At 61.7% G+C, this 25,333-nt stretch carries 25 protein-coding genes and 1 pseudogene; 13 read left to right on the plus strand and 13 right to left on the minus strand.

The features are described from left to right. Positions 1-47 precede the first annotated feature (47 nt). The gene (proC, locus tag FJ546_RS25155; RefSeq protein ID WP_140891778.1) at positions 48-863 is read left to right on the plus strand and encodes a pyrroline-5-carboxylate reductase; all 816 of its coding nucleotides are present in this window, start codon (positions 48-50) and stop codon (positions 861-863) included. Between the two features lie 90 nt (positions 864-953). Here the strand turns inward: proC and FJ546_RS25160 are convergent, their stop codons facing one another. Further along, positions 954-2,267 carry an NAD(P)H-dependent oxidoreductase gene (locus FJ546_RS25160; RefSeq protein ID WP_140891779.1) on the minus strand — a complete coding sequence of 438 codons (1,314 nt, stop codon included), beginning with the start codon at positions 2,265-2,267 and terminating at the stop codon, positions 954-956. 345 nt (positions 2,268-2,612) lie between these two features. On the opposite strand from FJ546_RS25160, the gene FJ546_RS25165 reads away from it, so the two are divergent. The 3 genes from FJ546_RS25165 (at position 2,613) to FJ546_RS25175 (ending at position 4,860) form a co-directional block, all read left to right on the plus strand. Further along, positions 2,613-4,019 (plus strand): PTS transporter subunit IIC, encoded by a 1,407-nt coding sequence (locus FJ546_RS25165; RefSeq protein ID WP_140891780.1) that lies wholly within the window; start codon positions 2,613-2,615, stop codon positions 4,017-4,019. 70 nt (positions 4,020-4,089) lie between these two features. Next, positions 4,090-4,554: a PTS sugar transporter subunit IIA gene (locus FJ546_RS25170; RefSeq protein ID WP_140891781.1), complete on the plus strand. Its 465-nt coding sequence runs from the start codon at positions 4,090-4,092 to the stop codon at positions 4,552-4,554. A gap of 18 nt (positions 4,555-4,572) precedes the next feature. Continuing rightward, positions 4,573-4,860 carry a PTS sugar transporter subunit IIB gene (locus tag FJ546_RS25175; protein WP_056566028.1) on the plus strand — a complete coding sequence of 96 codons (288 nt, stop codon included), beginning with the start codon at positions 4,573-4,575 and terminating at the stop codon, positions 4,858-4,860. A gap of 35 nt (positions 4,861-4,895) precedes the next feature. On the opposite strand, the gene FJ546_RS25180 is transcribed toward FJ546_RS25175, so the two are convergent. Next, positions 4,896-6,281: a multicopper oxidase family protein gene (locus tag FJ546_RS25180; protein ID WP_140891782.1), complete on the minus strand. Its 1,386-nt coding sequence runs from the start codon at positions 6,279-6,281 to the stop codon at positions 4,896-4,898. A gap of 86 nt (positions 6,282-6,367) precedes the next feature. On the opposite strand from FJ546_RS25180, the pseudogene FJ546_RS25185 reads away from it, so the two are divergent. Further along, a pseudogene (locus tag FJ546_RS25185) lies at positions 6,368-6,493 on the plus strand (hypothetical protein); the annotation flags it as partial. Positions 6,494-6,666: 173 nt separating this feature from the next. On the opposite strand, the gene FJ546_RS25190 reads toward FJ546_RS25185, so the two are convergent. Further along, entirely contained in the window at positions 6,667-7,485 is an 819-nt protein-coding gene (locus FJ546_RS25190; RefSeq protein ID WP_140891783.1) for an alpha/beta hydrolase, read from the minus strand. 189 nt (positions 7,486-7,674) lie between these two features. Here FJ546_RS25190 and FJ546_RS25195 point away from each other — a divergent pair, with 189 nt between their 5' ends. Genes FJ546_RS25195 through FJ546_RS25215 form a run of 5 tightly spaced genes read left to right on the plus strand, consistent with a single transcriptional unit; the run spans position 7,675 to position 12,296 of the window. Further along, positions 7,675-8,928, plus strand: coding sequence for an ABC transporter substrate-binding protein (locus tag FJ546_RS25195; protein WP_140891784.1), 1,254 nt, complete (start codon positions 7,675-7,677; stop codon positions 8,926-8,928). A gap of 3 nt (positions 8,929-8,931) precedes the next feature. Next, positions 8,932-9,669, plus strand: a complete 738-nt coding sequence (locus FJ546_RS25200; protein ID WP_140891785.1) for an ATP-binding cassette domain-containing protein — start codon at positions 8,932-8,934, stop codon at positions 9,667-9,669. Next, entirely contained in the window at positions 9,666-10,379 is a 714-nt protein-coding gene (locus FJ546_RS25205) for an ABC transporter ATP-binding protein (protein ID WP_140891786.1), read from the plus strand. Before FJ546_RS25200 ends, FJ546_RS25205 begins: the two co-directional genes overlap by 4 nt. A gap of 10 nt (positions 10,380-10,389) precedes the next feature. Then, on the plus strand, positions 10,390-11,265 hold the full coding sequence (locus FJ546_RS25210) for a branched-chain amino acid ABC transporter permease (protein ID WP_140891787.1): 876 nt from the start codon (positions 10,390-10,392) through the stop codon (positions 11,263-11,265). After that, positions 11,262-12,296 (plus strand): branched-chain amino acid ABC transporter permease, encoded by a 1,035-nt coding sequence (locus tag FJ546_RS25215; RefSeq protein WP_140891788.1) that lies wholly within the window; start codon positions 11,262-11,264, stop codon positions 12,294-12,296. Before FJ546_RS25210 ends, FJ546_RS25215 begins: the two co-directional genes overlap by 4 nt. A 24-nt stretch (positions 12,297-12,320) precedes the next feature. On the opposite strand, the gene FJ546_RS25220 is transcribed toward FJ546_RS25215, so the two are convergent. The 5 genes from FJ546_RS25220 to FJ546_RS25240 form a co-directional block, all read right to left on the minus strand. After that, positions 12,321-13,637 (minus strand): ArgE/DapE family deacylase, encoded by a 1,317-nt coding sequence (locus FJ546_RS25220; RefSeq protein ID WP_140891789.1) that lies wholly within the window; start codon positions 13,635-13,637, stop codon positions 12,321-12,323. Between the two features lie 53 nt (positions 13,638-13,690). Continuing rightward, a complete protein-coding gene (locus FJ546_RS25225) occupies positions 13,691-14,614 on the minus strand; it encodes a MurR/RpiR family transcriptional regulator (protein WP_140891790.1) in 924 nt (307 codons plus the stop codon). A 173-nt stretch (positions 14,615-14,787) separates the two neighbouring features. Beyond that, complete coding sequence (locus FJ546_RS25230) at positions 14,788-16,419, minus strand: DUF882 domain-containing protein (protein WP_140891791.1); 1,632 nt, start codon at positions 16,417-16,419, stop codon at positions 14,788-14,790. A 187-nt stretch (positions 16,420-16,606) separates the two neighbouring features. Then, positions 16,607-17,743: a hypothetical protein gene (locus tag FJ546_RS25235; protein WP_140891792.1), complete on the minus strand. Its 1,137-nt coding sequence runs from the start codon at positions 17,741-17,743 to the stop codon at positions 16,607-16,609. A gap of 168 nt (positions 17,744-17,911) precedes the next feature. Then, complete coding sequence (locus tag FJ546_RS25240) at positions 17,912-18,577, minus strand: isoprenylcysteine carboxylmethyltransferase family protein (protein WP_140891793.1); 666 nt, start codon at positions 18,575-18,577, stop codon at positions 17,912-17,914. A gap of 223 nt (positions 18,578-18,800) precedes the next feature. On the opposite strand from FJ546_RS25240, the gene FJ546_RS25245 reads away from it, so the two are divergent. Beyond that, a complete protein-coding gene (locus FJ546_RS25245) occupies positions 18,801-19,625 on the plus strand; it encodes a sterol desaturase family protein (RefSeq protein ID WP_140891794.1) in 825 nt (274 codons plus the stop codon). Between the two features lie 44 nt (positions 19,626-19,669). Here the strand turns inward: FJ546_RS25245 and FJ546_RS25250 are convergent, their stop codons facing one another. From FJ546_RS25250 to FJ546_RS25270, 5 genes are read right to left on the minus strand one after another with little or no spacing between them, the layout of a single operon-like run. Beyond that, positions 19,670-20,194, minus strand: coding sequence for a prepilin peptidase (locus FJ546_RS25250; RefSeq protein ID WP_140891795.1), 525 nt, complete (start codon positions 20,192-20,194; stop codon positions 19,670-19,672). Between the two features lies 1 nt (position 20,195). Then, the gene (locus FJ546_RS25255; protein WP_181168079.1) at positions 20,196-20,753 is read right to left on the minus strand and encodes a tetratricopeptide repeat protein; all 558 of its coding nucleotides are present in this window, start codon (positions 20,751-20,753) and stop codon (positions 20,196-20,198) included. Positions 20,754-20,806: 53 nt separating this feature from the next. Further along, positions 20,807-21,763 (minus strand): type II secretion system F family protein, encoded by a 957-nt coding sequence (locus FJ546_RS25260; RefSeq protein ID WP_181168080.1) that lies wholly within the window; start codon positions 21,761-21,763, stop codon positions 20,807-20,809. Positions 21,764-21,771: 8 nt separating this feature from the next. Beyond that, a complete protein-coding gene (locus FJ546_RS25265; protein ID WP_140891797.1) occupies positions 21,772-22,743 on the minus strand; it encodes a type II secretion system F family protein in 972 nt (323 codons plus the stop codon). Then, on the minus strand, positions 22,743-24,128 hold the full coding sequence (locus tag FJ546_RS25270) for a CpaF family protein (RefSeq protein WP_140891798.1): 1,386 nt from the start codon (positions 24,126-24,128) through the stop codon (positions 22,743-22,745). Before FJ546_RS25270 ends, FJ546_RS25265 begins: the two co-directional genes overlap by 1 nt. Positions 24,129-24,669: 541 nt before the next feature. On the opposite strand from FJ546_RS25270, the gene FJ546_RS25275 reads away from it, so the two are divergent. Both FJ546_RS25275 and FJ546_RS25280 read left to right on the plus strand, forming a co-directional pair. Next, positions 24,670-24,861: a Flp family type IVb pilin gene (locus FJ546_RS25275; protein WP_027047241.1), complete on the plus strand. Its 192-nt coding sequence runs from the start codon at positions 24,670-24,672 to the stop codon at positions 24,859-24,861. Positions 24,862-25,072: 211 nt separating this feature from the next. After that, a complete protein-coding gene (locus FJ546_RS25280) occupies positions 25,073-25,264 on the plus strand; it encodes a Flp family type IVb pilin (protein WP_140891799.1) in 192 nt (63 codons plus the stop codon). Positions 25,265-25,333: the final 69 nt, after the last annotated feature.

The following is a 25,333-nucleotide window of genomic DNA, read 5'->3' on the forward strand; positions in this document are numbered from 1 at the left end:
GGGAACCGTGAGCGTCTATGTCAAAGCCTTCCTTCGGAGGGCTTTCGATGACGATCAGGCTTGTTCTCGCCGGCTGCGGCAATATGGGTTACGCCATGCTTTCGGGCTGGCTGAAATCCGGCAAGCTCGCACCCTCGGCGGTTTTCGTGGTCGAGCCCAATGCGGAGTTGCGCCAGCGCGCTGCGACGCTTGGCTGCGCCACATCAGCGGATGCCAATGAGATTCAAGCCGATGCGGTGCCCGATCTCGTCGTCATCGCGGTAAAACCCCAGGTGATCCGCGACGTCACCGCCGCCTACAAGCATTTTGGCGACGGGCGGACCACATTCGTCAGCATCGCCGCCGGCACGCCGGTCGCCACCTTCGAGGACATCCTCGGCGGCCGCGCGCCTGTCGTGCGCTGCATGCCCAATACGCCGGCTTCCATCGGCAAGGGCATGATGGTGGTGTTTTCCAACCCGCTCGTCTCCGATGATACCAAGCGCTTTGTCGCCGACCTGCTGTCGGCCAGCGGCGAAGTGGCCACCATCGACGACGAGGGCCTGATGGATGCGGTGACCGCCGTGTCGGGATCGGGGCCGGCCTATATTTTCCACTTCATCGAAGCGCTGACCGTGGCCGCCGAGAAGGCGGGGCTGCCTAGTGCAACCGCCAGGCTGCTCGCCATGCAGACGGTCTATGGGGCCGCCTCGCTTGCCGCCGAAAGCCAGGAGGAACCGGGCGTGCTGCGCCAGCAGGTGACCAGCCCCAATGGCACGACGGCAGCGGCGCTTGGCGTGCTGATGGGCGAGGATCGGCTGACCAATTTGCTGACACAGGCAGTCGAGGCGGCTCGGCTGCGGTCGATCGAGCTGGGGAAATAGGGCAGCCCCTAAGCGAGGACCGTATTGGCCGACCTCAGCGATATTTGCCAATACAATTTAGTGCATTTGTCATGACAGCACCACAACCGCCTATTTTCCGTACAGGATCTCGTCCTGCAGCCGGCGCAAGGCGAACAGCCTCGTCGTCGGGTCGGGCGCGGCGTTGTCGGCGGTCAGCAGTTCGCCCTTCCTGACCGGTTTCAGCACCTTGCCGCCCTCGAGCAGGCCGACCGGCACGGCGCGTTGGGCTCGGGCTTCGCCGACGGTCATGGTCCAGGAACGGTAGCAGGTCTCGCCGATGGCATCGAAGGTCTCGCCGGCTGCCAAGTCCCGCTTGGCGACCGCGCAGACCTCGGCGACCGGCCTTGGCAGCGGCACCATGTCGGGCTTGCCGAAAAGCACGATACGGGCGGCGGTCAGCGGCACTTCCAGTGATGTCAGATGATAGGGTCGGAACAGGCTGTAATAGGGACCGCGGCCGATATGCAGATCGTCCATGCGCTCGATGATGCGCGGATGCGTCGCCTCGACGATGACGAAGACACCGGGCGCCACACCCTTGCCGATGGTGTAGTCGACGACGCCTTTTTTCAACAACAGCCCGCCATCCTCGCGTGGTATCAGCACCTTGACGAGATTGTCGCGGTCGGCCTTCGGGCCATGCATGCCGGGCACATCGGGCACTAGGCCGGTGGCGTTGGCGATGGCGCACATCTCGACCATGGTTTTCGAACCGTCGACGAACTCGACCAGCATGCGCGGGTTCATGTTGCGGCGGATCGCTTCCTCGCGATAGTCGTCGGGCATGGCGTCGTGGTTGAGCGGGTTGTTCTTGCCCTTGCCGGCCGAGACGATGGTCAGGCCGAGGGCGGACGCGAACTCGATCAGTTCCATGCAGCTCGAAGGTTCGTCGCCGGCGCCGACCGAATAGACGACGCCAAGCCGGTCGGCCTGCTGCTTCAGATAGCAGCCGATGGTGACGTCGGCCTCGACATTCATCATCACCAGATGCTTGCCATGCTCCATCGCCATCAGGTCGAAATCGGCGGCGACGCCGGGTTTTCCCGTGGCGTCGATGACGACGTCGATCAGCGGATTGGTGACCAGCATCTCGTTGGAGGTGACGGCGATCTTTCCTGCCTCGATGGCCGCGGTGACTTTCGATGCCGCGTCTGCCTCGACTGCCATCGCCTCGTCGCCATAGGCGATGCGGATGGCGTCACGCGCGGTGTGCGGGCGCCGCGTGGAGACGGCGCAGACCGAAATCCCCGGCATCAGCATGCCTTGCGTGACGAGGTCGGTGCCCATCTCGCCCGAACCGATAACACCGATGCGCACTGGACGACCGTCGGCGGCGCGGCTGGCGAGATCGCGGGCAAGCCCGGTCAAGGCGACATTGGTCATGCGTGAGATGTCCACAGCTTCTTGATTTGCGGCCGGATTAGCAGGGACCGGTCGCGTGTGCCAACGAAACCACTCGCGAGCGGCGATTCCTAGCGAAAATGACCCGGAAAAGGCGCCTGCGCCCCGGTCGATTGGCCCAAACGGTTGCCAATTGACATTGTTGTGAACAGCCCTAATAAAACATTCGTTTGCTGACAAAGGCAAATGTTCATTGGACGGACGCTCGGAGGGGCATTCGTCCTCACCGCAAATCTGCGAGACCTTTGCGCCGTGGCGGCGGCAAAGGTGTTGGATGAGATCAAGGAGCATTGCGAGGCGTAGGCTCGGGGCTCCAGGGGAGGAAGAATGGATACTGTTCTCGCTGGCCTCAAGGGGGCCATCGACACGCTCGGCGCGACAATCCTGCTGCCGATCGTCATTTTCGTCATAGCCGTGGTTTTGGGCGCCAAGGTCAACAAGGCCTTTCGTGCCGCCGTCACCATCGGCGTCGCCTTCATCGGTATCAATCTCGTGCTTGGGCTGATGTTCACGTCGATCGGCGACGTCGCCAAGGCCATCGTCACCAACACCGGCATCCATCGCGACATCATCGATGTCGGCTGGCCCTCGGCGGCGGCGATCGCCTTCGGCTCGTCGGTCGGCCTGTGGGTCATTCCGGTCGGCATCCTGGTCAATATCGTGCTGCTGCTGACGCGCATGACGCGCACGCTCAATGTCGACGTCTGGAATTTCTGGCATTTCGCCTTTGTCGGCTCGCTCGTCGTCGCAGCCACGAACAATCTGGCCTACGGCATTGCTATCGCAGCCCTGGTCGCGGCACTGTCGCTGCTCTTCGCCGATTGGTCGGCGCGCGCGGTGCAGCAGTTCTACGGCGTGCCCGGCATTTCGGTGCCGCATCTCGCCTCGGCGCAGATCCTGCCGATCGCCATCATCCTGAACTGGATCATGGACCGCATTCCCGGCATCAACCGCATCAACATCAATACCGAAACCATCGAGCGCCGCTTCGGCGTGTTCGGTGAGCCTGTCGTGCTCGGCCTGATCATCGGCCTCGTGCTCGGCGCCATCGCCTTCTACAATGCCGGCGATCTCGGCACGGTGCTGGCCAAGGTGCTGGGCACCGGCATGACACTGGCGGCTGTCATGCTGCTCCTGCCGCGCATGGTGAAGATCCTGATGGAAGGCCTGCTTCCGGTTTCCGACGCGGCGCAGGAGTTCGTGCGCAAGCGAACCGGCGACCGCGAGTTGCTCGTCGGCCTCGATTCCGCGATCCTGATCGGCCATCCGGCCGCGATTTCGTCGTCGCTGATCCTGGTGCCGATCGCCATCATCCTGTCGGTGGTCCTGCCGGGCAACCGCGTCATCCTGTTCGCCGACCTGGCGGTCATTCCCTTCATCGTCGCCATGACCGCGCCGCTGGTCAAAGGCAATGTGTTCCGCATGGTGGTGATCGGCACGGTGACGCTGGCGATCGGCTTCTATGTCGCCAATGCGCTGGCGCCGCTGTTCACCAGTGCCGCCGTCGCATCGGGCTTCAAGCTGCCGGCGGATGCGCTGCAGATCACCTCTGTGGTCGACGGCTTCCTGTGGGTTCCCTATGTGATCATCGAGGCGATCCAGGGACTTGGCCTTCTCGGCATCATCGTGATCGCCTTGGTCATCGCCGCGCTGTTCGTCCTCTATCGCCGCAATCCGCTCGGCTGGGAGCGGGCGGCGGGCGCCGAGGACGAGCCGGCCGAAGGCACCACTTAGGCGCCATCGCCTTCAATTCGAAACGACCGTGCGCCCTCCTCGGGCGCACGATCCTATAACGGAGCAGGATATGTCCGACGGACTCATGCAGCTTCTGGATCCCGAGGCAATCGTGCTTGGATCCGACGCCTCGACCAATGAGGAGATCATCCGCATCCTGGCCGGCCGGCTGGAAAGCCTCGGCTATGTCAAAAGCTCCTATGCCGACGCGGTCGTGCGCCGCGAAATGGCCATTCCGACCGGGCTGCCGCTGGAGCGTGCCGACAATGTCGCGGTGCCGCATACCGATCCCGAACATGTGCTGAAGCCCGGCATCGCCATGGGTACGCTCAAGAATCCGGTGGCCTTCGCCAACATGGAAGACCCCGACGAGAAGCTGCCGGTCGGCTTCGTCTTCCTGCTTGCCATCAATGACAAGGACAAGCAGATTGAAGCGCTGCAGTCCGTCATGGCCACCATCCAGAATCCCGATGCATTGGACGGCTTGAGGTCGGCCAGGACGCTTGACGACGTGCGCGCCGTGCTCGGCCGATAACCCAAGGAGAAGCAAGAGATGTCCAGACAGAAAACAATTCTCTTTGCCTGCGGCACGGGCATCGCTACCTCGACCGCGGTCAATGTCGCCGTCACCGAGGCAATGAAGAAGCGCGGCCTCACCTTCAACGCCCAGCAGGCGAAGGCGACCGAAGTGCCGGGGCTGGCCGACAGCGTCGACTTCATCGTCGCCACCACGCCGATCTCGGCTTCGGTGACCAAGCCGGTCATCAAGGGCCTCGCCTTCCTCACCGGCATCGGCAAGGACAAGGTGCTCGACGAGATCGAGGCGCAGCTGCGCAAGTAGGCCACGGACGGAACGACTTGGCCGTCGGGGTCGCTTCAGACCACCCTGACGTAGCTCGTCATGCCCGATTTCTGGTGCTCGATGATGTGGCAATGCAGCAGCCAGTCGCCGGGATTGTCGGCGACGAAGCCAAGGCTCACCTTCTCATTGGGCTGGACGAGATAGGTGTCCGAAATCAACGGCTGCACAGGCCGCGTCGAGGATGACAAAACCTTGAAGCTCATGCCGTGCAAATGCATCGGATGCGATTGCGGCGTCAGGTTCTCCATATCGATGACATAGCTCCTGCCGAGCTTCAATTCGGCCAGCGGCGCGGTCGGATCGCCCGGCCACGGCACCTTGTTGATCGCCCAGAAACTGTAGCCGAGCGAACCGCAGATGCTGTCGCTCGGAACGTTTTCCGCCGTGGCGCTGAGCGACAGGGAGATATGCTGGGCCGAGCCGAGATCCACTTCCGCCACCGGATTCACTTCCAGCGGCGCAACGTCGCGAACGTCGCGCTTGAGCGAGTTGCCTGTCGCGCGCAGCGTCGCCAGCACCTTGGGCTTTGTGCCCCTGACGTCCCGCAGGCTGACGATCGCGCCCTCATCGTCGGGCATGCGGATGGCGAGGTCCATGCGCTGTCCCGGGCCAAGCAGCAAGGCATCGGGCGCAAAGCGGTCCGGCACCGGATTGCCGTCCAGCGCCATCACCATCGCCTCGGCGCCGTCGACGCGAAAGGCATGGATGCGGGTGACATCGGTGATGGCGACGCGCAGCCGCACCAGCCCGCCGGCGGGCGCGTCATACTGCGGCTGATCGAGCCAGTTGGCGGTACGCACCGTGCCGTAGGTGCCTGTTCTCGCCGCATCGCGCGGCCGGAACTGATCGATGAACTGACCGTCGTCGCCAAGGCGCCAGTCGCGCAGGTTGAGGACAAACTCGGCGTCGAATTTCGGATCGTTCGGGTTTTCAACCACGATCATGCCAGTCAGGCCGTGCCCCATCTGCTCCAGCGTGTTGCAATGCGGGTGATACCAGAAGGTGCCGGCGTCGGGCGGCGTGAAGGCATAGTCGAAATGATCGCCGGTGTAGACGTAAGGCTGCACCAGGAAGGGCACGCCATCCATCTTGTTCGGCAGGCGAATGCCGTGCCAGTGGATGGTCGTCGGATCGTCGATGGCGTTGACGAGGCGCGCGGCGAAGGGTTCGCCTTTCTTCATCCTGAGCACCGGCGGCATTCCGGCGTTGCCGTAAGTCAGCACATTGTTGGTCGGGCCGATATCCATCAGCCTGGCCTGGATCTTGGCCGTCTGCAGCACCACCGGTTCCGGGCTCGCGGCGGCGAGGCTGCCAAGCCTGCCGATGGCCGAAAGCCCCACTCCGGTTGCGCCAGCGAAGGTGGCCGTTTTCAAGAGCCCGCGGCGTGTCCATCGGGTCATTCAGCGCTCCAACTTCAAAGCCTGGGTTTATCGTTGCCTTGGATCACAGGCGAGCCACCAGTGCAAATGCCGATATTGGCACACCGCGTCTCGCCGACGGGCAACTCTGGATCAACCCGGATTGCGGCCTGAAGACCCGCGGCTGGGACGAGGTCCGCCCCGCGCTGGTCAACATGGTGGAGGCGGCAAGGCAGCTCAGAGCCGCGGCCTGATCCCACCGGAGCCGCGATGTCCGGTGGCGGCTCCGGTCCTTCTCAATCCCAGGCCGGTCCGCCGCTGTTCTGGTATTCGATGGCGCGGGCCTCGAAGACGTTCTTCTCCTTTTTCAAATCCGTGGCTTCGGACATCCACCGCTAGCGGCTTGCCGATGGCGTAGGCCGCGAAACTATCCCTTGTCGACGCTTGCCAGGAAGCGGGCGAAGATAGGGTCGAAGCGGTCGGGCGAATCCCAGAACGGCGCGTGACCCGATCTGTCGAGCAGATGCGACTTGCCTTCCCATAGGTTGGAAAACTTCACGGCCGAGACGAAGTCGGTGTTGACGAAGGGTTCGTCGATGCCGTTCAGAACGGCGATCGGCGGCGTCTTGCCGGCGACGATCTCGCGCTGGTTGCGGCCGGTGCCGGCCGCGAATTTTTCGAACATCAGGCGTCGCGCCCGCCCGTCGGTGCGCGCCACCGTGTCGAGGAGAAACGGCTCGAACGGCTCGCCGCAGGTGCTGCGCGCATAGGCCTCGACATCGGCGGCGCTGAAGGTTTCCTGCCCGGCAAGGTGCATATGCGGGCTCGGCTTGAAGCCGTTGCCGACCTCCTCGGGCGCCACTGGCGGGGTGCCTGTAATCATCAGGCCGAGCAGGCCTGGAAAGCGATCGATCATCTCCAAGCCGATATGGCCGCCAAGCGACCAGCCGAAGACGATGGCCTTGTCGATGCCGAGCAGCCCAAGCACCTCGGTCATGGCATCGGCATAGCCCTCCATGCTGTAGGAGCGGTCCGGATCGATCGCATCGCCTGATGCCCCATGCCCCGGCAGATCGGCAGCGATGATGTGGTAGCGCTCACCCAATGGGCTCTCGAGCTGATTGCGGAAAACGGCATTCGAGGACGAATTGCCGTGGATAAGCAGCACGGCGGTGCCTTTGCCGCCAGTCTCGCGAAGGGCGATCCTGCCGTGGCTGGTTTCAAGGGTCTTCTGCGAGATCGTCATGGTCCGCTCCGTCCGGATTGCCTTGTTCTAGTGCAGATGCGCAGCAAAGCGCCACGGTTTCCATACCTTTGCGGGAATCGCCTTCCCGATCAGGTTGCGTTGAAAAATCCTTTTCAAATAAGAACAATTATGCGTAGATTGTCAATTATCCAACTCCCGATGAACGGGAGGAAAACAGGGAACAGCACGATGAAATCCAGATCCGCCGCCACCAGAATCCGCCATATGCTGATGAGCACCGCGCTGATCGGCGCGTTTGCCGTATCCGCCGCTCCCGCCTTCGCCGATGTCGTCAAGATCGGCCTGCTGGCGCCGATCACCGGGCCTGCCGCGGCCGACGGCCAGGAATTCCAGCGTGGCGTGCAGATGGCTATCGATGAGGCAAACGCTGCCGGCGGCGTCGCCGGCAACACGTTCGAACTGGTGGTCGGCGACGTCAAGGATCAGTCCGCCGGCAACGTCACCAGCGCGGTCGAGCGCCTGCTTGGCGATCCCGGCGTGCAGTTCATGCTCACCGGCTATGCCAGCCTGACGAATTTCGAGATCGACAACATGGCGGAGGCAGAGATGCCCTACATGCTGGCAGCCACCTCGCAGCAGACCAGGGATATCATCGCGCCGCACCCGGACAAGTACATGTGCTGCTGGTCGCTGACGCCGTCCTTCGACGCCTACAACACCGACGTCACCCTGTTCGTCGAGAAGCTCGCGGCCGACGGCAAGATCACCTTGCCAACCAAGAAGGTCGCCATCATCTCCTCCGACAATGCCTATTCCAAGACCATCTCCGAAGGCATGAAGAAGACCTTCAAGGAGAAGGGCTGGACCATCACCGTCGACGAGATCGTTCCGTTCGGCGAAGTGACCGACTGGCGCTCGATCCTGGCCAAGGTGCGCGAGAATGTTCCCGATGTCGTCATCAACACCGACTACCTGCCGGGCAATTCGGCGTCCTTCCTGAACCAGTTCCTCGAGCAGCCGACCAAGAGCCTGGTCTTCCTGCAATACGCGCCGAGCGTTCCGGAATTCGTCGAATTGACCGGCAAGAAATCGAACGGCGTCATCTACAATCTTCTGGGCGGCGCGCTGACCACGCCGAAGAACCCGCGCGCCGGCGAGGTGGCCGCCAAGTTCAAGGCGAAGTACGGCGTCGAGAGCGGCACCTATGGCGTCGGCCTATACGAAATGACCAATGTCTATTTCGACGCCGTCAAGAAGGTCGGCGGCGCATCCGACCACGCGGCGATCATGAAGGCGCTGTCGGAGACCGACAAGCAGGTGGCCGAGGGCCGGCTGAAGTTCGATCCCGCCACGCACCTTGCCACGCAGGGCGACGACTATATCCCGATCACCTTCTTCCAGATCTGGGACGGCCAGCGCACGCTGATCTCGCCGGAGAAATACGCCACCGGCGCCTTCAAGCTCCAGCCCTGGATGCAGTGAGGCATGGCCCTGCTTGAACTGGATGACGTCTCGAAGGCCTTCGGTTCGCTGAAGGCCGTCGATGGCGTGTCGTTCAAGGTCGAGGCCGGCGAGATTTTCGGCATCGCCGGCCCGAACGGCAGCGGCAAGAGCACGCTGTTCAACGTCATCACCGGCATCCCGTTCGGACCGGACCGGGGCAGCATCCGCTTGGACGGCACCGCGATCAACGGAAAGTCAGGGCATGCCATCGCGCGCCTCGGCCTTGCCCGCACCTTCCAGCGCGAAACCAGCTTCGACGGGCTGACCGTGTTCGAGAACGCCTTGATCGGCTGCAGCTATGGCAAGCCGGAGAAGGCGGCCGCGGCCGCCCGCCATGCCGCCGCCGAGGCGCTGGAATTCGTCGGCCTGGGCTCGGCATCCTTCGGCCGGCTGGCCGGCGAACTGTCCGTCTTCGAGCGCAAATGCCTGATGCTTGCCACCGCGGTCGCCATGCAGCCGCGCATGCTGCTGCTCGACGAACCGGCATCAAGCCTGACCAAGCCCGAGATCGAGACATCGATCGGGCTGATCCGGCGCACCGCCGAACGCGGCATCACTATCCTCTTGATCGAACATGTGCTGACCTTCCTGATGAGCCTGTCGCAGCATCTCCTGGTGCTCAACAATGGCCGTGTGCTCGCCGCCGGCAAACCAGCTGATGTGATCGCCGACCAGCGCGTCATCGAGGCCTATCTCGGGACCAGGAGGGCGGTGGCGTGAATCCCATCCTCACCGTCGAAAGCGTCACCGCCGGTTACGGCCGCGTCACCGTGCTGCATGACATTTCGCTGGAGGCCGGCCGTTTCGGCAATGTCGGCCTGTTCGGGCCCAATGGCCACGGCAAGACGACGCTGCTGCGGGCAATCTCCGGGCTGCTGCAACCAAAGAGCGGCCGTATCCTGTTCGATGGGCAGGACATTGCCGGCCGTAGCGCCCGCGCCATCGTCGGCACCGGGCTGATCCATGTGCCGCAAGGCAACCGGCTGTTTCCCGATCTCTCCATCGCCGATTGCATGGCGCTCGGCGCCTATTCGCCACGTGCCCGCCCGCATGAGGCGGAGAACCGCGAGAAGGTGATCAAGCTGTTCCCGAAGCTGGCGGAACGCTGGCGCCAGCGGGTGCGCACCCTGTCGGGGGGCGAGCGCCAGATGGTGTCGATCGGCACGGCGCTGATGAGCCATCCCCGCCTATTGATCCTCGACGAGCCGACGCTGGGGCTGGCACCCAAGATCAAGGATGAGCTGTGCGCCTCCGTCATGGACATTTCGCGCGGCGGCGTGCCGCTCATCGTCGTCGAGCAGGACATCGAATTCCTGCTGGAACTGACGCAGCAACTCTACCTCGTCAACCACGGCGCGGTGGCGACCGAGATCAAGCCGGGCGAAAGCCTCGACCACGGCGAGATCATGTCGATGTATTTTGGCCATTAGGATTTCGAACATGAGCGCATTGGCGGAAATCCTGTTCGGCGGCCTGTTCCAGGGCTCGCTCTACGCCATGATGGCGGTCGGGCTCGCTTTGGTCTGGACGACGATCGGCGTGTTCAACTTCAGCCATGGCGTGTTCATGATGCTGGGTGCTTACATCGCCTGGCAGCTGGTCGAACTCGGCCTGCCGGCAGCAGTTGCCTTTCCGGTCGCCGTCGTCGTCATGGCAGGCGTTGGTTGGATCCTGCAGGCGAGCGTCGTGCGGCCGCTGATCGGCCGGCCCAACATCGTGCTGGTCGTCGTGATCACCACGCTTGCCGCAGGATCGCTGATCGAGAACGGCGCCTTGACCATCTGGGGGCCGCGTTCGAAGCAGATCCCGGCACTGATCGACGGCAACGCGACCATAGGCGGCGTCGGCGTCTCGTTGCACCAGATCGCCATCATTGTCATCACGCCGCTGATCCTGGCGGCACTGTGGATGTTCCTCAACAGAACCCGGCTTGGGCTGGCGCTGCGCGCCGTGGCGCAGAACGAGGATGCCAGCCATCTGGTTGGGCTCAACGTCACCGCACTTTATGGCCTTGCCTTCGCCATCGCCGCTTCGCTGGCGGGGCTGGCCGGCATCTTCATGGGGGGCTATCGCTTCATGTCGCCTGTCATGGGCAGCGACCCGCTGCTCAAGGCGCTGATCGTGGTCGTCTTCGGTGGCATATCGAGCATTTCGGGGCCGATCTTCGCCGCCTATCTGATCGGCTTCTTCGAGGCCGGCTGCAGCTATTATTTCGGCCTCTACTGGACGCCGGCGCTGCTGTTCGGCGTGCTGATCCTGACCCTGATGGTGCGCCCCGAGGGCATTTTCGCCAGCCGCCCACGAGGCCTCGCATGACCGACACGACCTCGACGATGGCACCAATCCGTACGGTGGCGACAATTCCGATCGCGCCCGGCCGCACACCGTGGAAATATGAGGCCGTCGGCTTCGTCATCGGCTTCGCCTTGCTGGCGCTGCTGCCGCTGATCTTCGGCGACACCTATGCCCGCCACATCCTGATCATGGCCTTCATCTATGCCATCGTCGCCTCGAACTGGGATCTCAGCCTCGGCTATGGCGGCGTCTTCAATTTCGGCCATCTCGCGCTGTTCGGCATTGGCGTCTATGCCTACAGCCTGCTGACCAAGCTTGCCGGACTCGACCCCTGGATCGCGCTGTTTGCCAGCGGCGTCACCGCCACGCTGGCGGCGATCCTGGTGACCATCCCGATCCTTCGGCTGAAGGGCATCTATATCATCCTGGTGACATTCGGCTTCGCGCAGCTGGTGATGCAGGTGATCCTCAGCCAGTCGGACATCACCGGCGGCACGCAAGGGATCGTGCGCATCCCCGGCCTCTACTGGTTCGACCACAATATGGTCCGCGACGCCAAGTTCGCCTATTTCTACATCGCGCTGGCATTGCTGATGACGAGCACGCTTTTCCTGCGCGTGTTCGTGCGCTCGCGCGCCGGCGCCAGCATCGTGGCGCTGCGCGACAATGAGGAATACGCCACCAGCCGCGGCGTCTCGATCGTGCGCCAGCGCATGCTGACGCTGGCGGCAAGCGCGTTCTTCCCCGGCGTTGCCGGCGCCTTCTACGCCGCCTACCAGCGCAACGCGTCGATCGACGTCTTCGGCATGAGCTTGGCCACCATCATCCTGTCGATGGTGCTGCTGGGCGGTACCAGCACCATCTACGGCGCCATCGTCGCTTCCTTCGTGCTGACGATCTTCGCCGAATGGATGGCCGATTTCGGCGCATGGCGGCCGATAATCACAGCGGTGCTGATCATCGGCGTGATGCTGGCCTATCCCAGCGGGCTGGCCGGCATGATCAAGGCCGCATGGGGCGCCGTCGCCGGACGGATCAGACGCCCGGCCTGACCTCTTTCGACACGTTGCCTCTCTTCAGCGGACGCCGCACCAGTCGATCACCGAAGCCGCAATCACCTTGGCGGTCTCGACCACCGATTCGACCTCGACATATTCGTTGGCGCCATGAAAACCGTCACCCGACGGGCCGAAGATGACGCCGTCGACGCCCGCGCCGGCATAGTGCGCGGCATCGCAGACGGCGACGAAGCCGCGCGCTTGCGGCGCCTTGCCGATCGCGGCCTTGCGCTTCATCAGCGACGTCACCAGCGGGTGGTCGACAGACGTGTTCATCGGCGGGAAATGCAGCCCGCCGAGCTCCCACTGAATGGTCGGCGGGTTATCGCGCAGCCAGGCGTCGGTCTGCGCGAAATAATGGACGAACGCCTCGAAGTCGCGGCGATAGTCGGCCGAGTTCTCATCAGGCAGGAATTTCATGTCGAGGTCGAGCACGGCGACGTCGGGGATGATGGCCGGATTGGTCATCACCGTCGGCAGGCCGTGCTCGCCAAGGCCAGTGCCGCCATGCATGACGCCGATGTTGATGGTGTTCATGCCAAGCGGCAGCAGTGGGTGGGATTTCGCCCGTGTGCGGTCCAGCTCATACTGGCGGACGGCGGCAATGAAGCGGGCGGCAATCTCGATCGCGTTGACGCCGGGCTTGAGCCGGTCGTTGTCGTGGCGCTGCGGATAGATCTCGTTGTAGCGCAGCGCCGAATGCGCGTTGCGGCCACGGATCGTCACCCGCGCCCATTCAAGCCCGCCTTCGACCGGCAGGACATCGCCCCAAGTCGGCTCGGCGACGAGCGCCGCCTTCGCAAGCTTGCCCTTCTTCACCGCGTCGATGGCACCGAACCCACCGGCTTCCTCGTCGACGACGGAGTGAATGGCCAGCCGTCCCTGCAGCGTGATGCCGGCCTTTTTGATCGCATGCGCGGCGGCGATGCAAGCCGCGACACCGCCCTTCATGTCGACCGCGCCCCGGCCATAGAGCCGGCCATTGGTGATCTCGCCGCCGAACGGATCGACGGACCAGTCCTTCATCTCGCCGACCGGGACGACATCGATATGTCCGCACAGGATCAGGCTGCGGTCCTCGTTTCCGGCCCATTCGCCGACAAGATTGGGCCGCCCGGGCAAAGCGTCCCATTGTTCGGTGCGGAAGCCGTCCTGCTTGAGGATCGGCTCGAGCAGCGCCTGGACATCCGCCTCGCGGTTGATCGCCGGATTGGGCTCGAATTTGGGATTGACCGAGGGGATGCGGACCATGTCGCGGGTCAGCCCGATCAGCCATTCGCGGTCGGCCTCGATTCCGGCCTGGACGGTGTCGATGATGGATTGAGTCTCGGGCATTTCCTGGTCCCTTGGTTAGGCGGCTACAGCGGCAGGCGCGAAGCGCATTGGCGTCAATTCTTCCCGGTTCTGGATTTGTGACCCGGCTTGGGCGGTCCGGCATCCTCGGGGACGGCCTGTTCGGCGGCGTCGAGCGTGACGGCATTGGCGCTGCGGATCTTCTCGATGTCCTCGATGCGCTTGCGAACGCCTGCACCATGGCCCTCCAGCGCATGGGCAAAGACCGTTTCCATCTGGGCGACGGCGGTGGCCAGCGTGTCGAAGGGCGAATTGGCATCGATCGCCGCGACCATGGTCAGGTCGGCGATCTCCGATATCGGCGACAGCCACACGTCGGTGAACAACAGGATGGAGACGCCGCGTTCATGCGCCTGTTGGGCAAAGCGCACGACGTCCGACTGGTAGCGCCGGTAGTCGAAGACGACGAGAAGATCGCGCTTGCCAAGGTCGATCAGCAGGTCGAAGTCGGCGGGGCTGAGCGAACCGATATCGCGCACGCCGGAGCGGAATTGCAGGAGGTAGCCGGCGAGCATCGAGGCGATGTGCCGGCTGAAACGGCCACCCAGCAGCACGACCTGGCCCCTGGTTTCGAGCAGCAAGTTGACGGCGCGTGTGTAGGCTTGCAGGGGCACCGCCGTGCGCGTGCGCTCCAGACTGTCGGAGACCGAATGGAAATAGGCGAGTGCGGTGCCTTCGCTGGAGCCGCCGGGACGCTTGGCCTCCATCATCAAAAGCGGCGAATGCAACCTGGATTCGACCTCGGTGAGCAGGCGCGCCTGGAAATCGGCGAAGCCGACATAGCCGAGCTTGGTCATCAGCCGCGTCACGCTCGGATCGCTGACCCCGGCGCGGCGCGCCAGCCGAGTTGCGGTGCCAAGCCCCGACATCGGATAGTCGGCAAGCAGAACCTGAACGATCTTTTCTTCCGCCGAGGTGAACGCCAAGGTGGTGTTGGCCAGTTCTTCGCGGATCGACATGGTCATCGCCTCTCACTGACAAGAAGATGATTATCTTACAATTTCACTGACGGTAGTCAAATTTGGAAAATATTTTACAGAGCCGCATGGGCGGCGGCGGCGTGGTTGCGCAATGGCGTCACGGCCATCCGCGCCGCGCAACACTATAGCGGATCGAATGGGAGCGTTCGCCCCTATTTGAAACTGGCGATGGGCAGGAATTTCACCGCGGAGCCGGTGAAGCGGCGGTGATCCGACGTCTGTCCCCGCGGCTGAAATCCGTCGAGATAGACCTGCTCCGGCGCCGTGCGGATGAAATTGGCTGCAATGACAGGCGCCGCTGCCGCGCCGGGTCCTCCGGGGATGCCGCGACCCGCCACGGGCACAATCACGGCGGTGGCCTCGGGATCGAGGCGTGGCTCGACACGATCGGCCTTGGGGCTGGTCCTGATACGATCCTCGGGCCTCGGTGCCGGGACGGCAACCTGCTGAGCGGCCGATCCATCAAGGGCGGTATCGGGATGGTGCATGGCCAGCAATGCAGCGACGGCATCGGCGGATTTGACCGCTTCCGGCTGACGCATGGCGCTTGCCTCATTCCGCGGCCGCCATGTCGGCAACGGGATGTTGAGCGCCACCATGTCCGGCGCGGCGCTCGCGGCAGCGGCATCCGTCTTGCCCAAGGGCATTTCGGCATTGGCCACCACCGGCTTGGGCGCGGAGGGTTCGGCCCGCGCCGTGGACGCGCTGGCCATCGCCAACGGTGCGTTTTGCGGGGTCGCAATGCTGGCCGTGGCGACGGCGCGCGGGGCGAGGGCCGGCAACGGCACCGCGCTGGGCGCCATGGCCATCACGATCGCTTCCGGCGACTTGCCCTTCTGTTCGGCGAGCGGTTCTTCGGCCGCACCGGCGGAAGCCATCTGGATGTCCGCGCGCTGGGCATCCTGCGGCGGCACGATGGCGATGCCCTGCCCCGCCGTTTTTGGTTCAACGGACTTGGCCGGTTTGCGTGGCGCGGGCGCTGCTTCGGCGATATTCTCGGACTCGTCGGCGCCGCGCACGCCCAGAAGCGTCGCCAGCAGGCCGCGCGACTTGCCCTGGCCGCCGTCGGCGCTTGCCAGCTCGATGTTGGGCGTGCCGGCGGCCTTGCGCGATTTGTAGGCGGCAAGCGCCTGGTCGTAGCCGGGCAACGGCCCGCCGTCGCTCGGCACATGCAGTGTGTTGCCGTTCGGGAAGACCCTGGCAAGTTCCTGGCGGCTGATGCCCGGCCAGTGCCGCACATTGCCGACATCCATGTGAATGAAAGGCGAGCCGGAGGTCGGATAATAACCGACGCCACCGCCCTGCATCCTGAGGCCGATGTCGCGCAGCTTCTTCAGCGGCACATCCGGCAGGAAGAAGTCCATGGCGCGGCCGACCATGTGCTGGCTTTCCCGCGCCACGCCCTTCGAGCGGCTGCGCAGCATGGCGTTGGTCGCCGGCGAACGATAGGCGCTGACGACATGGATATAGCCGCTCGAGCCGCTGGCACGATAAGCCTGCCAGACGAGGTCGAGCAGGCGCGGATCCATCCTGGTCGGCTCGTTGCGGCGCCAGTCGCGCAGCATGAAATTGATCTTCTTCAATCCCGCCTGATCGTAGCGCCCGTTGCGCTTGAAGACGATCTCCGCCTTCTCGCCGGTATGCAGATGCTGGATCTTCAAGGCGCGCGTCTCGGCGAACGCACCGGTGACGCACAGGCAAAGCAACGCGACGGCAATGGCCGGCAACCATGTCCAACGATGGGAGGCGCCGGGCGCGTTCTGTTCGCTTTCAGTCACGTTCATGCCATGCACATTGTTCTTGTTTCGGGCGATTTGACGACTTCGCCGTAAGTGGCCTTCTTTCGAACAGCCCTCACCAGGCACGCGGGCATCTGTCCTCGTCCTGTCGATGAACAGCATCTTGGTTAACGAATCGTGTTCGCGCCGGGACCGAACCCTCCCTGCCCCGGAATGACTTCAACCGACCGCCTCAGCGGAACAGATATTTCGAGACTTCCGGATTGCCGCGCCGCCACATGACATTGTCCAGGAAGTAGTGGTGCACGTTGATGAAGATCCAGGCGATGAAGAGGAAGAGCGACGAGCCGAGCACGGCCTTGTCGTAGGGAACCAGGTCGGTCAACGCCATCGGCACCAGCCAGAAACCGAGCGCTCCGAGAATTGCACCGACCAGGATGAAGGCCAGCACCCGCAGCCTGTACCGTGGTCCGAGAATGGCGAAGAGCTTCAACGGCGGCTTCTCGACGGCATTCGCACGGTCGCGCTCGACATTGGTCTGGTAGCGCCAGACCACCGCCAGATACTGCAACGAATGCATCGCCGGCACGACGAGCAGCCAGAGCGGGTTCAGCGTCACGAACAGGATCCACGCATAGAGGGACACGACGTAGGCGACGACGCCATTATAGGGCAGCGCGCCACCATGTTTGCGCCAGCGGTTGATGAACATCACGGCGGTTGCCGCCGAGGAGGCGGCGGCGATCGACATGGCGATGGTGATGAGCCATGGCGGCACCGCGAAGGTGTAATAGTCCAGACCCCAGAACTGCCTTTGGGTGATCACCACATTCGTCTGGAGCCAGGCGAACAGCCAGACGGCGTAGCCGTTGAACAGCAACACCTTCTTGTCCTGATCGCTGAAGAATTTGCGCTTCAGCACCGCATCCACCATCAGCATGCCGTAGCCCTGCTTGACGTAATGCCAGCCGACGAAAAAGCCCATCGCGTTTGTCGCATTGCCGAGCAGGCGGGCGTTGCCCGTCAGCGAGCCATAGGCAAAGAAGGCGAACATGCCCAGCGGGACGACGATGCCCGCGAAAATATAGCGGATCTGAAGGCTCCGGCCGTAACCCTCGCCGCGCACCTTGCGCGCGAAATTACGATAGAAGATCTGGTACGAATGACCGAAATGCGGCTGGTTTATGAGGTGCGAGAGCAAGAACATCGTCAGCGTCACGGTGGCTTCATAGCGCAACGGCAGAAAATACAGGACAGGCAGGATGAAAAGCGCGCTTCCGCCAAGCATGAAGAAGTCGATGAACGGGCCAAAAAGATATTTTTGCGGGGCGACTGAAGCCCGGGTATCCGCCGAAAGGTGAAGTGCCATGATGCCTTCTCCCCCTGTGGTGGTCTATTTAGCCATCGACCTGCTTGCCCGGCAAGGTGTCGGCACAGCCATCACAAGCGTGACATCAACGAGTGTTCTGGTGCGGAACATTTCACCGACTTGATCGCCGGGCTTGCCTCTCATTGTTCTGGAAGCGTGGCGGTCTTATCACTGGCTAGGTGCTGACACTTCCGAATGACGAAAACGCGGCAGAAGCATTGGGACGCGCCGAGCGTATTCTTCATATTCAGGGAATGTCTGTCGAAGGATGCCTTCCTCGTTCCGTGCACGTCGATACTGTACGAGAAATTGGACCGCGCCTAACGCCACCATCAACACCGACAAGTGCGAAAGGATCATCCCGAGAATGAATGTGGCCTCGCAGATGTAAAGCGGATGGCGAACAATGGAATATGGGCCAGAGGTAACCAGTTGCCGGGCCGTAGCCATGATGGAGAAGGAGCGGCCGAGCCAGTAGAGGCAAAACACGGAGCCCACCATGCCGATGAAAATCAAGCACAGCGCCACCATTTGCGCTGCCTCGCTTTCCAGTGCTGGAGTCACAAACATTGCAACGATGATCAGGAAAGTTCCGGCTACAGAAGTGACCCTTGGTTCGATTCCCTGCGCGGTTCCTTTTGGCGGGAGGCGACCGACCGTCAGGAAAACCTGCAGGGCGGATAGAACAGTCGCCAACACCTGATTGACCATGGCCAGCGAGTATACCGATGCGTTCTGATGAAAATAGACGAACAGAGGAATCGCGCTGAGAACCGCCAGGACCGTCATGATACAGACGATCGCGATCCGGCCGAGAAAATCTTCATTCAACATTCTGCCCCCTGCAAAGCAGCACTGAAGCATTCCTCGCGTGCGCCGACAAGCAAATGGTTTCCAGAGCGTTAACGGCCAAACTGGCCGCCACTCGAAATGTGTCATCAGGTCATCAAAGCCTCCCGGCCAGAAGGTCACGGCGCACCGGTTAACTGTTTGGAAACCATTGCCTTGTGTGAGGGGCCATGAAGTGGTTCACTCCTCTGGTAAATGACATCGGGAGATGGAGCCGATGGACCTCTTTGGTCTGAAAACGCTGCTCATTTGCGCCCTGATCTTCGTACCGCTGGAGCGCCTCCTCGCCCTGCGGACGCAACAGAAGATATTCCGCAAGGGTCTCGGCACCGATGTGATCTACGCACTGGTCAACGGCGCTTTCCTCAAGATCTGCATTTTCCTTATGGCGGCAGGGGCAATGGGCGTCTCGGCATCTTTGATACCTGAGAAGGTAGCGATGACAGTGAACGGTCAGGCGACATGGCTCCAAGTCACAGAGATCATCATCCTGGCCGATCTCGGTGTCTACGCCTCCCACCGGGCGTTTCATGCCATCCCGGCGCTCTGGAGATTTCACGCGATTCATCACGGCATTGAAGAGTTGGACTGGATGGTTGCCTTCCGGGCGCATCCGGTGGACCAGATCGTCACCAAGGCTGTCTCGCTTCTGCCTGTATTCTTTCTGGGATTTTCGTTGGAAGCCATTACGGTATACCTCATCATCGCTAGCGGACACGCATTGCTTCTGCACGCCAACGTCAGGGTGAACTTCGGGCCGCTCAGATGGGTGATCGCAAGCCCTCAGTTCCACCATTGGCATCATGCCGATCAACGCGACGCCTATGACAAGAACTTCGCCAGCCACTTGGCCCTCATTGATGCGTTGTTCGGCACGTTCCATATTCCAGGCTCCAAAATGCCCGAGAAATATGGAGTCGATGAACCGATCCCGACGGACTATATCGGCCAGCACAGCTATCCATTTGTGCGCCGCGAGCAACAAAGCCGAAATGCGGCGGATGCCGTCGCAAAGCCGGCAACCGAGACATAAGCCAGGTAACGTTAGCGCATCTGCAACCCAGCGCCCGTCGGTTGTCACATCGATAGTGAACCCGGCACCATAAAGCCGTATCCGACCTGCAAGGCGATCATGCAAATCGACGCCACGGAGATAGGTACGCCAAACGGGACGACACCTTTGCGGTCAAGGTGTTGCACGTAGACGCGGAAGGCGCCTTGCGGCAGCAAGAGAGGATTTTTCACGACCATCGCCGCGGCGAGAGCGAAAAGCAGCAGCAATATGGAAAACCCGACCAGATCATTTCCGCCGACCAGAAACGGCACGACTGCCATCAGCTTGACATCGCCCGCGCCGACCTTTCGCAGCACCCAAAACGGAAAGAGCCCGACGAACAGCACAAGCGCGGCGATGGCGCTCATCCCCATGTCCCACCACGATCCGGACTGAAGCGACAAAAGCAGCAGCGACCCCGCCCCCAGGCAGAGCAGCAGCAGCACGTCGCGATTGGCTATCTTCTGTGTCGTGAAGTCCAGCCACGCAATCCTTGCAAGCAACGGTATGGCAAGTGCTTTCAGCAGCAGCACTTCGACGAGCAACATGCTAGCGCTCGATGTTCCGCACGCTCGACGACAGCAGCTTCAGATTGTTGGCCACTGTCGGATCGTTGGGCGCCAGTTCATAGGCCTTGAGGAAACTGCTGCGTGCGTCCTGCAGCTTGCCACGCAGCAAATAGGAGTAGCCGACGTTGTTGTAATATTCGGGTGACGCGCCAACCAGCTTGAAGGCCCTGCTATAGGCCCGGTCGGATAGGTCGAAGCGGTGAATGCGGTCGCATGAAGCGGCCAGCCCCATCCAGGCGCCGCCATCATTGGGCGCCAGTTGCGTCGCCTTGAAGAACAGCGCGCCGGCATTGCCGTAATTTTCCGCTCGGAACTGGTTCGTGGCTTCGGCGACGGCCTGGTCCGAGGCGTAATATTCGACGTTGCCGACTGTCTTCAACCCGTCGAAGGCATCGCCAAAGGAAGTCACGTCGCCTTTCGACGGCTCATTTGTGCGCACGACGCCGTCGGTGCTGTCCGCACCATTCGTTTGGCAACCGGCAAGCGCCATCAAAAGACTGGCTGCGGCTACGGCTGTGAGGCGCATTGGCCCTGTCATTTTGTCCCCCAAGAGCCATCCGACTCCATTTTAGAACCAAAGCATATAAACATTTAGAAGAAAATGCCCTTCATCCGGATGAGCACAGGCAACATGACGACCATCATCACGACCGGAAAGATGCAGAGGCCTAGCGGGATCATCATCTTGACCGGCAGCGCGTTGGCACGTTCCTCAGCACTCATGATTCTCTGGTTGCGCATTTCGTCGCTGTAAATGCGCAGGGCGTCCGTAAGACTGGTGCCCAATTCTTCCGATTGGCGAAACAGAACGGCCAGGGCGCGCGCCTCGTCAAGCCCGATGCGGTCGGCCAGTTCGCGCAAAGCCTCGCGCAACGGTTTGCCTGCACGCAACTGCAGGGTCACGATCGAAAGCTGAATGCCCAGCCATTTGTGGGTGCCGGCCAATTCGGCGCCAACGCGCTCCACCGCCGCCTCGAGACTCATGCCGGCATCAGCGCAGGTGATCATCATGTCCATGAAATCGGGAAAACCGCGCCGATAAACCTGCTTTTGCCGCTTTTCAAAGCGGTCAAGAGCAATGCTGGGAATGACAAGGCAGCCAAGCCCGATCACGGCTGAACCTGCAAATGCTATCAAGCCCGGCAATTGTGGAGGCAACACCTGCGATAGAACGGTGTAACAGACCAGAAAGCCCACGCAGACGGCGCCGAGGCGAGAGAGCGTGTAAATTACCGGCGCGCTTGACTGATAGAATCCCGCCCGAAACAGTTTCGCTTCCAGGGCATTCGGCTCGCCGCGTTCCTTTTCCAGGCCGCGGAAATAGGCATCGACCGGCCGCTGCGCGGAAATCCTGTTGAGCTCCTGCTGGGCATGGAGCGAGCGGCGATTGGTGATCCCCTCGGCCAAAAGGGTTTGCGTGACCAGCTTCCTCGTCTGGAAGACCGGAATGAGAATAAAGGCGCCCAACAAGAAAAGCGCCACTGCCGCCAGGAAGATGGCGAGAGAGAGCAGCGCTGCCGAATTCCCCAGGTTGGTAAACACGTCCATGCCCGCCATTAGAAATCGAAGTTGACCATTCGGTACATTATGAAGTCGCCCAACAGCGCCCATGATCCGAAGATCACAAACACTGGCACGATGATCGGGTTGCCCCAGACGTCACCGTAAAAGCTTGGAGCGGCGATCGACAGCACGCCAAGCATCAGAAGTGGAAACAGCGAGATTATCCAGGCCGACATCCGACCTTCAGCCGACAGCGCCCTGATCTTCATCCGCAATTTCCGGCGTTCACGCAACACCGACGACAGGTTAGAAAGTATCTCGGTGAGATTGCCGCCGGTCTTGGCCTGGATGGACAGCGACACCGAAAGCAGATGCAGGCCTTCGAAGCCGACACGCTCCGACAATTTTCGAACGGCCTGCTCCAGACTGAGGCCAAAGCTGATTTCGTCGGAAACAATGCCGAATTCAGTGCCGAGCGGATCGGGCATTTCACGAGCAACCAGCGCTATCGCGACGGTGGTTGGGTGACCGGCGCGCAGAGAACGCACGATCATATCGAGTGCATCGGGAAGCTGAATCGCAAATTTCTTGATGCGCTTGTCCCTGGCACTTCGCAAAACGAGAATCGGCAGAGCAAATCCGACAATCAAGAAGACGATGACGGCGACAATGACGGAAAAGTGCAGAATCAACGGCAAAAGGAGCGCCAGCACGAGGCCGGCGAGAAGGAAAACTGCCAGGAACGCCAGTGGATTGCCGGTGATGCCGGATTGCGTATAGAGCCGGTTAAGCGCGATTGCGCCGAAAATGAAGTCTCCCGACGCCGTCAGGCCGCGTTCCTGCAGCAGTCCCTGCAAACTCTGCTCGGCCGGCTTGTCTTCTCCCAGTCGCTGCAAGCGTCGATTTATGACGCCTGCCCGCGCTCGCCGCCCGGCGATTGAAAGAAAGAAGGATTCGGCGGCGAGAATGACGGATGCCGCTGCCAGCACATAGATGAAGTAGAGAAGGGTCTGGCCGGTCGGCATCAGAGTGGAACCTGCGGATTGAACGCATCTTTTGCGAAATGATACCCCATTGCCGCGGCTTCAGTGGCAAAACGCGGCCGCACACCGGTGGCGCGAAATTCACCGACAATCGCGCCGTCGGCGCGGACATCGCGGCGAACGAAGTGATAGATTTCCTGAAGCTGGACAACGTTGCCTTCCATGCCGGTCAGTTCCGATATGGAAGTGACGCGCCTGCCGCCGTCCGAGAGCCGTTGTGTCTGTACGATGATATCGATGGCCGAGGCGATTTGTGCGCGTATGGAATCATTGGTCATCGGCATGCCGGCCATGCCGACCATCTGCTCCAGCCGCGAGATCGCATCGCGCGGCGTGTTGGCGTGGATGGTGGTCATCGAGCCTTCATGGCCGGTGTTCATGGCCTGCAGCATGTCGAAGGCTTCCTCGCCGCGAACCTCGCCGACAATGATGCGGTCCGGCCGCATGCGCAGTGCGTTCTTCAGCAGCTCGCGCTGCCGAACCTCGCCCTTGCCCTCGACATTGGGCGGGCGCGTCTCCAGCCGTCCGACATGGGGCTGCTGCAGCTGCAGTTCCGCCGCATCCTCGATGGTGATCAGGCGCTCCCTGGACGGGATGTAGCTCGACAGCGCGTTGAGCAAGGTCGTCTTGCCGCTGCCGGTGCCGCCGGAAACCAGGATCGATTTGCGCGACTGCACGGCGATGCGCAGCAGATCGACCATTGGAGGGCGGATGGAATTGAACGCCATCAGGCGTTCGAGCGAATAGGGATTCTTGGAGAATTTGCGGATCGACACCAGCGGGCCGTCCACTGAGATCGGCCGCACCGCGATGTTAACGCGTGAGCCGTCTGCCAGCCGGGCATCGACCATCGGCGCCGATTCGTCGACACGCCGGCCGATCGCCGAGACGATCTTGTTGATGACGCGCAACAGATGGGCCTCGTCGCGAAAGCGGATCGCGGTTTCCTCGATCACGCCGTATCGCTCGATGAAGACACGCTTGTGGGTATTGATCAGAATGTCGGCAATCGAATCGTCTTTCAGCAATGGCTCGATCGGCCCCAGGCCAAGCATTTCGTCGGCCGTGTCGCTGGTCAGCTGATCGAGTTCGCGCGCGTTCAGCGGAACGTTGCGACCGCGCACAAACTCGCGCACGATGGGACGAATTTCGTTCAGGATCTCGTCCTTCGACGCGGTTTCGAGCGACGCGAGATTGAACCGGTCAATCAGATGTCGATGCAGATCGACTTTCAGCGCCAGGAACTCGTCGCCATGCGGTTCGAGATCGGCAACGGGCGTGACGCCGCCGGCAACTTGGAGGACCGCCATCGACTCCTGCTTTGGCTCGATCCGCGTCTCGCCACCCTTGATGAATCGCCCCAGCATAACCCCTTATACCCCTCCAGCGCATATTAGCGGAAACTAAACGTTAACCAAGCGCCGCACAAGCGCCGGGACGCCTCACGCCGAGGCAATACTTTCAACATAGTTAAGAAGCGGCGCCAGGAATATCGCTTTTGTTTCCGCCTTCCGCATCACCGGACTTGACTGGCTGACCAAGCTCTGCCCGAGCCTGCACTCCTTGCGTGCTACGCCAGAGGCACCTCGCTCCATAACTGGCTATAACCCCTTAGATATAAAGGAATATGCCGTGTAGCTAATTTAGGCAAATCTCCATTAGGCGGACGGCATAATTGTGAACGAATGGTTAAGACCGCTTGAAAAATTAGTCGAATCAAGCTCTTGCTGAAATTTAGCAGCGCGCCGAATTCCAAAGTACATGTATTGGAAAGTTAAGGAACCGTTAATCCCGTTTGACTCCGCATTTTTTCGAGACCTAGGATCGAGATGACGGGGGATGCTTGGGTATGGGGTTCATCCTTGGCTCTGTCTCGTCGGGTTCTAACCTCCAAAGGGAGAAATTGACATGAAGAAGCTCATGACGATGACCCGGCAGTTCCGCGACGACGAAAACGGCGCTGCTATGGTCGAGTATACGGTCCTGCTCGGCATCATCACCGTTGCGGTCATCGCCACTGTGGTGTTGGTCGGCACCTGGGTTGGCGGAAGGTGGACCGCGCTCAACACCGCCCTCCAGGCTGCTACCCCAGCCGCGTGATTCTCTTGCAGGGCCAGAGCCGTAAAGTCCTGGTCCTGTCCTCAGAACGGGAGGTCGATCGACCTCGGTTGGCAGGCCGGAATACGCGCAAAGACTGGCATGATTTCGTTCACAATGTTGCCTTTGCGTGTAGGCTGCCGATTTTGAAGATGATGTGAATGGGTATGAATTTCATCCCCGTTCGTCTCGTCGGGTTAAGGGAGAAATTGGCGTGAGGAAGCTTATCACTGTGGCCCGGCAGTTCCGCGACGATGAAAAAGGCGCTGCCATGGTCGAATATACGGTGCTGCTCGGCATCATTACCGTGGCCGTCATAGCCACAGTAATCTTAGTCGGCACGTGGGTGGGTGGCCAGTGGACGACACTGAATACCACTCTGCAAGCAGCTACGCCTGCGGCCTAGCCGCCGGCAACTAAACTAAGTGGTTGGAGAGGCACATACGGGCCACACCAACTTTAGCTAACATTCAGG

It is taken from the genome of Mesorhizobium sp. B2-4-19, assembly GCF_006441315.1.
GTDB lineage: Bacteria > Pseudomonadota > Alphaproteobacteria > Rhizobiales > Rhizobiaceae > Mesorhizobium.

Excerpts from the sequence above, each read along its gene's own strand:
- proC (WP_140891778.1), top strand. The coding sequence starts at position 48 with ATGACGATCAGGCTTGTTCTCGCCGGCTGCGGCAATATGGGTTACGCC.
- FJ546_RS25160 (WP_140891779.1), bottom strand. The coding sequence starts at position 2,267 with ATGACCAATGTCGCCTTGACCGGGCTTGCCCGCGATCTCGCCAGCCGC.
- FJ546_RS25165 (WP_140891780.1), top strand. The coding sequence starts at position 2,613 with ATGGATACTGTTCTCGCTGGCCTCAAGGGGGCCATCGACACGCTCGGC.
- FJ546_RS25170 (WP_140891781.1), top strand. The coding sequence starts at position 4,090 with ATGTCCGACGGACTCATGCAGCTTCTGGATCCCGAGGCAATCGTGCTT.
- FJ546_RS25175 (WP_056566028.1), top strand. The coding sequence starts at position 4,573 with ATGTCCAGACAGAAAACAATTCTCTTTGCCTGCGGCACGGGCATCGCT.
- FJ546_RS25180 (WP_140891782.1), bottom strand. The coding sequence starts at position 6,281 with ATGACCCGATGGACACGCCGCGGGCTCTTGAAAACGGCCACCTTCGCT.
- FJ546_RS25190 (WP_140891783.1), bottom strand. The coding sequence starts at position 7,485 with ATGACGATCTCGCAGAAGACCCTTGAAACCAGCCACGGCAGGATCGCC.
- FJ546_RS25195 (WP_140891784.1), top strand. The coding sequence starts at position 7,675 with ATGAAATCCAGATCCGCCGCCACCAGAATCCGCCATATGCTGATGAGC.
- FJ546_RS25200 (WP_140891785.1), top strand. The coding sequence starts at position 8,932 with ATGGCCCTGCTTGAACTGGATGACGTCTCGAAGGCCTTCGGTTCGCTG.
- FJ546_RS25210 (WP_140891787.1), top strand. The coding sequence starts at position 10,390 with ATGAGCGCATTGGCGGAAATCCTGTTCGGCGGCCTGTTCCAGGGCTCG.
- FJ546_RS25215 (WP_140891788.1), top strand. The coding sequence starts at position 11,262 with ATGACCGACACGACCTCGACGATGGCACCAATCCGTACGGTGGCGACA.
- FJ546_RS25220 (WP_140891789.1), bottom strand. The coding sequence starts at position 13,637 with ATGCCCGAGACTCAATCCATCATCGACACCGTCCAGGCCGGAATCGAG.
- FJ546_RS25225 (WP_140891790.1), bottom strand. The coding sequence starts at position 14,614 with ATGTCGATCCGCGAAGAACTGGCCAACACCACCTTGGCGTTCACCTCG.
- FJ546_RS25230 (WP_140891791.1), bottom strand. The coding sequence starts at position 16,419 with ATGAACGTGACTGAAAGCGAACAGAACGCGCCCGGCGCCTCCCATCGT.
- FJ546_RS25235 (WP_140891792.1), bottom strand. The coding sequence starts at position 17,743 with ATGGCACTTCACCTTTCGGCGGATACCCGGGCTTCAGTCGCCCCGCAA.
- FJ546_RS25240 (WP_140891793.1), bottom strand. The coding sequence starts at position 18,577 with ATGTTGAATGAAGATTTTCTCGGCCGGATCGCGATCGTCTGTATCATG.
- FJ546_RS25245 (WP_140891794.1), top strand. The coding sequence starts at position 18,801 with ATGGAGCCGATGGACCTCTTTGGTCTGAAAACGCTGCTCATTTGCGCC.
- FJ546_RS25250 (WP_140891795.1), bottom strand. The coding sequence starts at position 20,194 with ATGTTGCTCGTCGAAGTGCTGCTGCTGAAAGCACTTGCCATACCGTTG.
- FJ546_RS25255 (WP_181168079.1), bottom strand. The coding sequence starts at position 20,753 with ATGACAGGGCCAATGCGCCTCACAGCCGTAGCCGCAGCCAGTCTTTTG.
- FJ546_RS25260 (WP_181168080.1), bottom strand. The coding sequence starts at position 21,763 with ATGGACGTGTTTACCAACCTGGGGAATTCGGCAGCGCTGCTCTCTCTC.
- FJ546_RS25265 (WP_140891797.1), bottom strand. The coding sequence starts at position 22,743 with ATGCCGACCGGCCAGACCCTTCTCTACTTCATCTATGTGCTGGCAGCG.
- FJ546_RS25270 (WP_140891798.1), bottom strand. The coding sequence starts at position 24,128 with ATGCTGGGGCGATTCATCAAGGGTGGCGAGACGCGGATCGAGCCAAAG.
- FJ546_RS25275 (WP_027047241.1), top strand. The coding sequence starts at position 24,670 with ATGAAGAAGCTCATGACGATGACCCGGCAGTTCCGCGACGACGAAAAC.